The 9850-nt window shown below is 71.9% G+C and carries 15 protein-coding genes and 1 pseudogene; 10 read left to right on the plus strand and 6 right to left on the minus strand.

What is annotated here, in order from left to right:
• Positions 1-194 precede the first annotated feature (194 nt).
• Together ACFC1T_RS37480 and ACFC1T_RS37485 are read left to right on the plus strand one after the other, a co-directional pair.
• A complete protein-coding gene (locus ACFC1T_RS37480; RefSeq protein ID WP_375897033.1) occupies positions 195-593 on the plus strand; it encodes a hypothetical protein in 399 nt (132 codons plus the stop codon).
• A gap of 26 nt (positions 594-619) precedes the next feature.
• Positions 620-1012, plus strand: a complete 393-nt coding sequence (locus ACFC1T_RS37485; protein ID WP_375897034.1) for a hypothetical protein — start codon at positions 620-622, stop codon at positions 1010-1012.
• Between the two features lie 58 nt (positions 1013-1070).
• Here the strand turns inward: ACFC1T_RS37485 and ACFC1T_RS37490 are convergent, their stop codons facing one another.
• Entirely contained in the window at positions 1071-1400 is a 330-nt protein-coding gene (locus ACFC1T_RS37490) for a DUF1330 domain-containing protein (protein ID WP_375897036.1), read from the minus strand.
• Positions 1401-1684: 284 nt separating this feature from the next.
• Between ACFC1T_RS37490 and ACFC1T_RS37495 the strand changes: the two genes are divergently transcribed.
• The 3 genes from ACFC1T_RS37495 (at position 1685) to ACFC1T_RS37505 (ending at position 4630) form a co-directional block, all read left to right on the plus strand.
• Positions 1685-2635, plus strand: coding sequence for a hypothetical protein (locus ACFC1T_RS37495; RefSeq protein ID WP_375897038.1), 951 nt, complete (start codon positions 1685-1687; stop codon positions 2633-2635).
• A gap of 154 nt (positions 2636-2789) precedes the next feature.
• Positions 2790-3875, plus strand: a complete 1086-nt coding sequence (locus tag ACFC1T_RS37500; RefSeq protein ID WP_375897041.1) for a response regulator transcription factor — start codon at positions 2790-2792, stop codon at positions 3873-3875.
• A gap of 83 nt (positions 3876-3958) precedes the next feature.
• Complete coding sequence (locus ACFC1T_RS37505) at positions 3959-4630, plus strand: hypothetical protein (protein WP_375897042.1); 672 nt, start codon at positions 3959-3961, stop codon at positions 4628-4630.
• A gap of 39 nt (positions 4631-4669) precedes the next feature.
• Here the strand turns inward: ACFC1T_RS37505 and ACFC1T_RS37510 are convergent, their stop codons facing one another.
• The 5 genes from ACFC1T_RS37510 to ACFC1T_RS37530 form a co-directional block, all read right to left on the minus strand.
• Positions 4670-5188: an SMI1/KNR4 family protein gene (locus ACFC1T_RS37510; protein WP_375897045.1), complete on the minus strand. Its 519-nt coding sequence runs from the start codon at positions 5186-5188 to the stop codon at positions 4670-4672.
• Positions 5189-5238: 50 nt separating this feature from the next.
• The gene (locus ACFC1T_RS37515) at positions 5239-6036 is read right to left on the minus strand and encodes a DUF4253 domain-containing protein (protein ID WP_375897048.1); all 798 of its coding nucleotides are present in this window, start codon (positions 6034-6036) and stop codon (positions 5239-5241) included.
• A gap of 48 nt (positions 6037-6084) precedes the next feature.
• Positions 6085-6552 (minus strand): NUDIX domain-containing protein, encoded by a 468-nt coding sequence (locus ACFC1T_RS37520; RefSeq protein WP_375897051.1) that lies wholly within the window; start codon positions 6550-6552, stop codon positions 6085-6087.
• Positions 6553-6626: 74 nt separating this feature from the next.
• On the minus strand, positions 6627-6866 hold the full coding sequence (locus ACFC1T_RS37525) for a hypothetical protein (protein ID WP_375897053.1): 240 nt from the start codon (positions 6864-6866) through the stop codon (positions 6627-6629).
• The gene (locus ACFC1T_RS37530; protein ID WP_375897055.1) at positions 6863-7063 is read right to left on the minus strand and encodes a hypothetical protein; all 201 of its coding nucleotides are present in this window, start codon (positions 7061-7063) and stop codon (positions 6863-6865) included. Before ACFC1T_RS37530 ends, ACFC1T_RS37525 begins: the two co-directional genes overlap by 4 nt.
• A 189-nt stretch (positions 7064-7252) precedes the next feature.
• On the opposite strand from ACFC1T_RS37530, the gene ACFC1T_RS37535 reads away from it, so the two are divergent.
• From ACFC1T_RS37535 to ACFC1T_RS37555, 5 genes and pseudogenes are all read left to right on the plus strand, one after another.
• Positions 7253-8026 carry a helix-turn-helix domain-containing protein gene (locus ACFC1T_RS37535; protein WP_375897058.1) on the plus strand — a complete coding sequence of 258 codons (774 nt, stop codon included), beginning with the start codon at positions 7253-7255 and terminating at the stop codon, positions 8024-8026.
• 110 nt (positions 8027-8136) lie between these two features.
• Positions 8137-8733 (plus strand): DUF5919 domain-containing protein, encoded by a 597-nt coding sequence (locus ACFC1T_RS37540; protein ID WP_375897060.1) that lies wholly within the window; start codon positions 8137-8139, stop codon positions 8731-8733.
• Positions 8734-8778: 45 nt separating this feature from the next.
• Entirely contained in the window at positions 8779-8976 is a 198-nt protein-coding gene (locus tag ACFC1T_RS37545; RefSeq protein WP_375897063.1) for a DUF397 domain-containing protein, read from the plus strand.
• 153 nt (positions 8977-9129) lie between these two features.
• Positions 9130-9333 carry a DUF397 domain-containing protein gene (locus tag ACFC1T_RS37550; protein WP_375897065.1) on the plus strand — a complete coding sequence of 68 codons (204 nt, stop codon included), beginning with the start codon at positions 9130-9132 and terminating at the stop codon, positions 9331-9333.
• Positions 9334-9361: 28 nt separating this feature from the next.
• Positions 9362-9811, plus strand: a pseudogene (locus ACFC1T_RS37555) (hypothetical protein); the annotation flags it as partial.
• Positions 9812-9850 lie beyond the last annotated feature (39 nt).

A 9850-nucleotide genomic window follows, 5' to 3' on the forward strand; every position in this document is an offset into this window, starting at 1 on the left:
CCTGGTGGCGCGAGCGGTCGTAGCCGGGCGGGCCCCAGCGGCGGGCGGCCGCAGGGGCGGCAGGGGCCCCGGGGGCGGCAGGTGACGGACCGGCGTACGGGGCGGTAGCGGCGCGTGGCAGGATGACCACCGCACGTACGCGAATCGTCGTACGTCCGTGCGCAGTTCGCCTGCCCAGGATCGGGGGGATCCTTGTGTCCACGACCAGAACTCCAGTCGCCGCCGGTGCGGTGGTCGCCGTCGCCGCGGCCGTCGCCCTGACCGGGTGCGCGGCCAACAATCTCGACCTGCCCAGCCCGCTGTCGGCGGGCAGCGCCTCGCCGTCCGGGCCCGCCGTCACGGCCGCCCCGCCCGTCGGCACCACGCCGACGATCGACGCCGCCCCGCCCACCGCCCCGCCCGTCGTCAGCTCCGCGAGCCCCACGGCGAGCGGCCCGAAGCCGCTGAGCGGGCGCCAGTTGAAGCCGCTGCTGCCCACCTCGGCGACCCTGCCGGCCGGCTGGACGATGAAGGACAGCAGCGAGACCGACACCGGTGACAACTTCGAGGACGATCCGTACCCGACGCTGACGGACAACCCTGCAACTGGCTGACCACCGCGGGCGGGAACAGCCTCGCGATGGGCTACCAGACCGCGCACGCCGAGGAACTCGTGTCCGAGGACGTCAACGAGGCCGGGATCCACCTGGGTTCCTACTTCCCCGGCACCGCCACCAAGCAGCTCGCCCTGATCCGCGCCTACGCCGACAACTGCAAGACCTACACCGGCCAGGACTGGGACAAGAAGCCCGTCCCGCACACCGTGACGGTCACCTCGGTGCCCAACCTCGGCGACGAGGCCATCGAGGTGAAGAACTCCCCGACGGGCCCGTACGCGCCCCGGGACGTGCTCGCCGTCCGGATCGGCGACAAGGTCCTCCTCCTGGACGGCGACAACATCGTGGACCGGCTGCCGCACATCAAGGACCTCGCCGTCCCCATCGTCCAGCACATCCAGCAGGTCAGTCCCTGAGACCCGGGGCCCGGCGGCGCACTCGACACCCTCGACACCCTCGACACCCTCGGCGTCCTCAATGCGCCTGGAGGCTGTCCGCGCCCCGGTAGCCGGCCGGCACGCCCTCGATCAGGATGATGTCGGCGTTCATGTGCCGGGTGCGCAGCGGCAGGATCTCCCGGTAGGCGGGCGAGTCCCACCAGGCGCGGGCCCGTTCCAGGTCGGGGAACTCGATGACGATCGTGCCGCCGGTGCCCCAGTTCCCCTCCACCGTCTCGTACGTGCCGCCGTGGACGACGAAGCGGCCGCCGAAGGGGTCGAGGGTGGCATCGATGCGCTCCAGGTACTCCACGATGTCGGGGCCGAACTCGACCGAGTGGACCTGGGCGATCGCGTAGGCGGTCATGGGGTGCTCCTGGGGGTTCGCCGTGGGTGGTTCCTGCTGACGTCCCCGACGGTAGGGCGTGGGGGGTGGCGGGCGAATCGGTCGCGTATCGGTAGGTCGGTGGGTCGGTAGGTAGGTAGGTCGGTAGGTCGGCAGGGGTGACGTACGGACGCCCTCGGGGGTGCCGGGCGGGTCCGAGAAAGCTCGGATACCGGCGGGTGACGGGTTCCTGACAGGGTGGGGGTCGGTCGGCCGGCCGTACCGCCCTCGCCCCCCTGCCCCTGCCTCCTCGATCTGGAGATCCCTTGCGCTCGCTCATCCGACGCATCGTCCTCTCGGCCGCGCTCGCCCTGGGCGGCCTGGCGCTCGCCCCCGGCGCGGCCTCGGCCGACACCCCTGCGACGGTCCTGTTCAACCAGGCCTCCGAACGCTGTCCCGACGGCGCGGTGTGGGACACCCAGGACATGCACCCCTGCGCGCCCTCGAACAACCCGGGCAAGTGGGTGTTCACCCCGGTCCCGGGCTGGAACGGCGTCTACACGATCAACAACGAGGTCGACAAGCGCTCCTGCCTGACCGCCTCCGACAGCCGCCCGAGCGGCACCCAGTGCTACACGAACGTGACCAGCCAGATGTGGAGGATCACCCCGTACACGGCGGCCGGCCAGACCGCGAAGTACGACATGGTCGGGGTGCGGATCCAGAACGTCTCCAGCTCGCTGTGCCTGGACAACACCGAGAAGAACTTCGGCGGCTGGAAGCTCTACATGTTCGGCTGCAACGACGGCGCCTACCAGCAGTGGGACATCTACCGCAGCAGCTACGAGGCCCTGTTCGGCCCGGTCGGCGCCCACAAGGGCATGACCTGGGCCAACCTGGAGCAGCGCGCCGACAACGTGGTGCACGTCGGCTACGACACGGCCAGCAACCCGTACCAGGGCGACACCCCGGCCGGCACCCAGCTGCCGGTGCTGTGCCTGCGCAAGGACGGCCGCCCCGCCCCGGCGGGCGTGCCCACCAGCGGCTTCCACAGCTGGGCCGGCGGCGAGGTGAAGGCCACCGCGCCGGTGCCCGGCACCCAGCTGAGCAGCCGGGCCGCCGCCGACCAGCTGTGCGCGGCCTCGTTCGGGGCGGGCTTCCGGATGGCGGAGTTCCACGACGCGTCGGGCTGGGGCCTGTGGGCCAACGGCACCCTGCCGACCCAGACCAGGTTCTGGACCGCGATCGACGACCAACCGGCCAACCCGTGGAGCTGACCGCCGCGGCGGCGCGTCACGGGTGATCGGGGGCGGGGGCGGGTGCCGAGCAGTGGCACCCGCCCCCGAATTTTTCGGTCACCCTCGGCCTGCTCCCGGCCATTCGTTCGTACGTCCACCGACAACGGGGGCCCGCTTCCCTAGCCTTCGGTCCGTGGCCAAACGACGTGACATCGAGCGGGAAGTGCTGGGCACCATCGGCGAACTGGCGGCCGCCCGGCTGCCCACGGCCGAGCTGTTCCGGGAACTGCACGCCCTGCTCCAGGGCCCCCTCGGCTTCGACGGCGGGTGCTGGCACGGCACCGACCCGGTCACCGGTTTCCCCACCTCCACCGTCGCCTCCGGCCTCGACCCCGCCCGCTTCGAACAGGCCGTCCGCCTGGAGCTCCAGGGCGAGGACGCCACCACCTTCGAGGCCATCCGAGCCGCCGGGCACCGGGTGCAGAGCATCGGCCGCGCCACCGACGGCCACCCCGAACGCAGCCTCCGCTACCGGGAGTTGCTCCAGCCCTGCGGCTACGGCGACGAACTGCGGATCAACTTCGACCTCGGCGGCGGCCGCTGGGGCAGCGCCGCGTTCATGCGCGAGAACGGCCGCGGCCCCTACGAGCTGCCCGAACTGCGCCTGGCCGCCCGCCTGGTCACCCCCGTGGGCACCGCCCTGCGCGCCGCCCACCGCGCCTCGCTGTGCCCCACCCGCACCACCACCGCACCGCCCGCCCCGGCCCCGGCCGTCGCCGTCCTCGACGTCCACGGCCGGCTGCGCTCCGCCGACGCGGCGGCCCGCGACCTCATCGCCCGGATGGCCGAACCCGGCGGCCTCGTCCCGGGCGTGCCCAGCGGCTTCCTCACCGTCGCCCGCCAGGCCGCCCGCACCGGCCGCCCCGCCGAGGTCCGGGTGTGCACCACCCCCGACGGCCAGTGGCTCGCCCTGCACGCCACCCCGCTCGACGGCCCGGCCGACGGCGTCGCCGTCATCGCCTCCCCCGTCTCCCCCGTCCAGCACCTGCCGCTCGCCGTCCTCGCCCACGGCCTGTCCCCGCGCGAACAGCAGGTCGCCCTCCACGCGGTGCGCGGCACCAGCACCAAGGACATCGCCGCCCTCCTGCACCTGACCGTCCCCACCGTCCAGCAGCACGTGGGCGCCATCCTCGACAAGACCGGCACCCGCACCCGCCGCGAACTCGTCACCCTCCTGATGGCCGGCCACCTCCCCACCCTGGGCCTGCCGCCGGCGTGACGGGGTTGCGGTACGTACGCCCTGACGGTTCGTGTAGCATCCGCCCAGCTCGAACACATGATCACGCGAACGGGGTGGGCCGGATGCCGCAGGAAGACGACAGCAGCGGGACGACGAAGCGGCGCCGGCAGGCCCTGGCCGTCGCGGCGGGGGCGTGCGTCCTCGGCGCGGCCGGGCTCGGCGGGGCGCTGCTGCTCACCGGCTCGCACGGCGCCACCGCCCCGGCGGCGCAGGACGCGGCGGCCACGTCCAGCCCCTCCCCCGCGGCCACGCCGTCCGGCACGCCGTCGGCCTCGCCGTCGGCCTCGCTGTCGGCCTCCCCCTCGGCCTCGGCCTCGGTCGAGGCGCCGACGACGGCCCCGGTGCCGGTGGAGACCGAGGCGCCCACGGCCGTCCCCACCGTCGTCCCCGCGGCCGACCAGTCCGAGGACGGGGCCGAGGCCGCGCCCGAGCCCGCCGCCACCAAGCCCGCCCCGGCCCGCCCCCGCACCACCCAGGCCCCGGCCGCCCACGCCCCGGCCGCCCCGGCGAAGAAGCAGCCCGCGGCCGAGCAGCCGCCCGCCCCCGAGCCGGCCCCGGCCCACACCGGGAACCCGATGTTCGAACCGACCGTCCCGCCCCGGCCGGTCCCGCCGGCCCCCAAGCCGGTCCGCACCGACACCCCCTGCCCGCCCGGCCAGGCCATCACCTGGGACGGCTGCCGCCCGCTGCTCGGCCCGGTCATCACCCTGGGCCCGACCACCCCGCACGGCTGAGCGCCCCGGGTCCGGCCGTCGGGGCGGTGGGGATCACGGCTAGCGCGAGCGCCACAGGCCGGGGCCCATCGACCGGTCCAGGTACTCGTCGGCGTCGGGGAACCCACCCTCGATGACGGCCGCGAGGAACTCGGCCATGCCGCCGTCGAAGCGGACCATCTCACTGATGCTGAAACGCCACACCACGACCGGCCACTCGTCGGGGTCGCCGGCCGAGGTGTCCCAGCAGAAGTAGTCACAGCCGGTGTTGTTGGCCCACGCGAGCAGGCACCCCTTCGCCGGGAACGGCTCGTACGGGCGGCCGGACACCCCGTCCCAGGTGTACCACTCCGCCAGCATCTCCCCGACGTCCTTGTTGAAGTAGTAGAGGCTGTTGAAGGTCTCCTCCTCCGGGCCTCCGGGTTCGAGCACCGGCGACGCGAACCTGATGTCCCCGCCGAACTCGAGACAGCCGTACCGTTCCACGAGCTCGCGGTAGTCCGAGGGCAGCCGGACCCCGAGCCGGTCGATCGACCCATCCCAGTCCACCTCGGCGCGCTCGCGGCCGGAATCACCCATGATCTGTACGAGCCTGTCGATGCCGCTCGTCATCTCACCCCGCACAGCGCTCAGTCCCACCAGAAGCTCCACTGGTGGGAGTCGACGAGCTGCTCGGCGTAGGCGGTGAGGGTGCCGGCGCCCTGGTGGACCTGGTCGGGGCAGAAGGCGGTGTGCTCGGCGGCGATCGGGAGCGCCTCGGCGACGGTGGCGGGCGGGACGGGGACGCTCAAGTGGAGGGTGTCGAAGCCGACTTCGACGAGCTGCGCGCCGAAGCGGCGTTCCCAGTCGGCGAGGACGGCGGCGATCCTGGCGGTGTCGTTCTCGTGGTTCAGCGGGCCGCTCCACCCGCACGCGGCCAGCGCCTCGGCGCCGCTGCGGGCGGGCACCAGGCCCAGCCGTACGTCCTTGAAGGACGCCAGGACCTCGGCCAGGCCGCGCGCCTCAGCGTCGGCCACGCCCGCCGGGACGGTGACGGCGGGGGCGGGCCCGGGCCAGGTCCGGCCGTAGGGGGCGAGGACCTCGGCGAGTTCCTCGTCGTCGTCGCCGTCCTCGTCCTCGTCGCCCGCCTCCCACCAGGTGCGCAGCAGGGCGGCCGAGTCGTACGACTCGAAGTCGGAGACGTGCTCCGGGAACAGCTCGCCGGACAGCCAGGGGCGGAAGTCCGGGTCGCCGGCACTCAGCGGGCTCAGCAGCAGCGGCCACAGTCCGCTGCGCGGGTGGGCGCGGTGCAGCTCGGCCCACAGGCCGGCGGGCGCGGGCCCGTCACTGATCCACAGCAACGGCTGCGTGCCCGCCCCCTCGTCCCCGACGACGGGACGGCCGGGCGGCAGGGGGACGGGCGGGGCGGTGTCGAAAGGCCAGGTCATGCGGTGAACGGTAGGGGCGGGCACTGACAGCGGCCTGGCCGGTGTCGGTCAGTCGGGGCGCTGGCCGTGGAGGAGGAGGGGGAGGGCGCGGCCGGTGAGGGCTTCGGCGGTGCGGGCGGCCTGGGAGGGGGCCATGTGGTGCGGGAGTTCGTGGACGGGGACGAAGCGGGCGCCGTGCAGGCGGCTGCGCTTCTGCGGGGGGACGGTGAGGGGGTGTTCGTCGCGCAGGGTGCCGCCGTCGAAGACGAGGTTGAAGCGTTCCAGGTAGCGGTCGGAGGGGGTGTAGTCGAGGGCGACGGCGTGGGTCAGGCGCAGGATGATGCCGGTCTGGGCGTGGAGGTGGCGGGCGGCGGCGCGGTGCGGGGGCTCGTTGGCCTTGCCGGGGCCGCCGGGCAGGATCATGCCGTCGAGGTAGTCGGGGTCGACGAGCAGGACGTCGCCGTGCTGGTTGCGGACCAGGACGAGGCAGCCGAGCCGGCAGATGGGGGGCTTGGCGAGGAGGCGGGGGTCGTGCACGGGGGGTTCACTTCCTGAGAGCAGCGAAGAGAAGGAGGGCGAGGCAGGCCCACCACAGGAGGCGGGGGATGAGTTCAGTCGTCATACGTGAGGCGCTCGTAGCGCAGGCCCTTGCGCAGCAGGTCCACGATCCGCAGCAGGTCGAGCGGGCGGGCGGTGAGGTGCAGCAGGTACTCGCAGGTGGAGCGGCCGGTGTCCCAATCCACCTCCAGGGTGGGCAGGTTGACCCGGCCCAGGGCGAGGACGGTGGTGAGGTCGTCCAGGACGACGGCGGCCTGCCGGCGCTGCTCGGCCGTGACGCGGGAGAGGGTCACAACTCCCCCGGCCGCTTGTGGACTTCGAAGAGCCGCCACGCGGAGAACGCCTCGGTGAAGGAGGAGAAGCCGCTGCGCTCACCGTCGGGCTTGCACAGCCACGCCCCGGTGCACTCGTTGCGCACCCGGTAGCACCGGGCCTCGGTGTCCCAACGGACACCGTACCCGTGGAGACGGGGGACTTGATCTTGAGCCATGAGATACCCTCCACAGTCGAAATTTCCCATGTCGATCGAACACGCAGCGCGGCGATCTCGTGCCGCGAGCGCAATCCGATCGTGCCTGCTGACGCAGAACCACCGCGACGACGGGAAGGCGTCTCTTCGGCACGCTGACAAGACGTCATTTCGGCGTCATGTAGCGCTGCTTGGATCTAATCTGTTGTCGTGACGACGCCGAACGAGACTCTGCGGGCCGTGCGCCACGGGCTGCGTCTGAGTCAGGATGAGTTCGCAAAGCGCCTACGGGCGGCAGGGACGAAACAGGGTGAGCCCAACGAGGCGAGCAAACGCCTGGTCCAGCGTTGGGAATCCGGGGAGGTGCGCGCCCCCCGCCCGGTGTACGTTCGTGCTCTTGAGGCTGTCACGAATCTTCCTGTCGACCGCCTCGGGTTCGAGACGCCGCAGCTACCTCCCAGGGTGACCCTGGACGGCACAGGAGGGCACGACATGGTCAACGGCAAGCCAGGTATACCGGTGCAGGTACTTCCCACTCCGACTGGTGACGACCACTCCGGGATCTGGCTGAGCCGCTATGAGTTCTTCAGCAGCAGCCGCGACAACACCTTCACCGGGCTGCACCACGTCGTCCTGACGCAGAACGGCAACCGCATCACCGGGCACTCGCTCCCTTCCGCTTCCTCCAACCCCGATTCCCCGCTGTCCTTCGACCTGACTATCGACCGGAACATCGTCACCGGCACCTGGGTCGAACAGACCGCCCAGGACGGTTACTACCAAGGCGCCCGCTATCACGGTGCCATCCAACTGCTGGTCGATCCGACCGGGCGGCGTATGACCGGCAAGTGGGTCGGATTCGGCAAGGAATTCGACGTGAACACCGGCCCATGGGACCTCAGGCTGCTCGACAAGTCCACGGCCGACGAAATCACGGCCAAGTACAGCGCACCCCCCGCAGAAGACCCGGCCCCCCACAACTGACCGGCCTGCCCACGCCCCGCCGCCCCGGCCTCGGGGCGGCGGGGCCCCAACCCTCCCGCCACAAACGCCGGCTCCACGCCCACCACACCGAGACCTCGGGGTGATGAACCGTGACCCTGCCGAACATCCTCAGGGCGAACGTCAAGACCGGGCACGACCGGGAAGTCCTCGCCGTCTATCCGCACCGCTCGGCCTGCCCTCGATCGGTCTGGGCGCAGCTGATCGCGGAGGCGCGGTCCGAGGTCTTCCTCGCCGGGTACACCAACTACTTCGTCTGGCTGGAGCAGCCCGAGTTGCTGCAGACCCTGCGCCGCAAGGCCGAGGGTGGGTGCCGGATCCGCTTCCTGCTCGGCGATCCGGATTCCGACACGACGCGCGAGCGCGAGCAGATCGAGGACGTGGCCCTCACCGTGTCCACCCGCATCAGGGTCACGCTGGAGAGCTTGGGCAAGCTCTCCAGCGTCGAGGGGGTCGAGGCCCGTTTCAGCGCCCCGGAGGACGGCCCGAACCACGTCGGCCTGTCCGTCTTCCGCTTCGACGAGCACGCCCTCGTCACCCCCCACCTCGCCCGCACGGTCGGCCACGACTCGCCCCTGATGCACCTGCGGCGCAGCGGGGAGAACGGGATGTTCGACCGCTTCGCCGAGCACATCGAGGAACTCTGGTCCCGGGGCCGCGACATCCGCCCTGCCCCGGCCCGCGCATAGGAAGTCGGCCCCGCTGACTTCCCACTCCTCCAGGAGGGAACCGCCATGCACCCCGACTCCCCCATCACCTGGCGCAAGAGCACCCACAGCGGCAGCGGCGGTCAGTGCGTCGAGGTGGCGGATGCCCGTCCAGTGCGCGTGCGGGACAGCAAGGACCCGGACGGCCCTCGTCTCAACTTCTCGCCAGCCAGTTGGCAAGCGTTCATCATCGCCATACGGGCTGGCGAGTTCGACGGCGTCTGACCCAAGCTCCGCCAAGTCAACTCCCCGCGCCACCGCGACTCCAGAGCTGATCCACGAGAGACCCGGCCGAACCTGCTCCGGGCGAACCTCAAGACCAGCCACGCCCGGAAAGTCGGCCCCGCCGACTTCCCACTCCTCCAGAAGGGAACCGCCATGAAGCCCAACTCACCCATTACCTGGATCAAGTCCTCCCACAGCTCCGACGGGGGCCAGTGCGTCGAGGTCGCCGACGGCGTCCGCGGCGTCGTCCCGGTCCGTGACTCCAAGGACCCCTCCGGCCCCACCCTCGTCTTCCCCGCCGCCGCCTGGCACTCCTTCGTCACCGCCGTGCGCACCGGCGAACTCCCCACTCCCTGAAGCCGGGAGGACCCGACATGGCCGACGGGAGCCGGGCAACGTGAACCACTCCGGGATCTGGCTGAGCCGCTACGAGTTCTTCAGCAGCAGCCGCGACGACACCTTCACCGGGCTGCACCACGTGGTCCTGACGCAGAACGGCAACCGCATCACCGGGCACTCGCTCCCTTCCGCTTCCTCCAACCCCGATTCCCCGCTGTCCTTCGACCTGACCGTCGACCGAAACATCGTCACCGGCACCTGGGTCGAACAGACCGCGCAGGACGGCTACTACCGGGGCGCCCGCTACCACGGCGCCATCCAACTGCTGGTCGATCCGACCGGACGGCGTATGGCCGGCAAGTGGGTCGGGTTCGGCAAGGAATCCGACGTGAACACCGGCCCGTGGGACCTCAGGCTGCTCGACAAGTCCACGGCCGACGAAATCACGGCCAAGTACAGCGCACCCCCCGCAGAAGACCCGCTCCCCCGCACCTGACCGGCCTGCTCACGCGCTGCTGCCCCGGCCACCGGGGCC

It is taken from the genome of Kitasatospora sp. NPDC056076, from assembly GCF_042266305.1.
Classification (GTDB): domain Bacteria; phylum Actinomycetota; class Actinomycetes; order Streptomycetales; family Streptomycetaceae; genus Kitasatospora.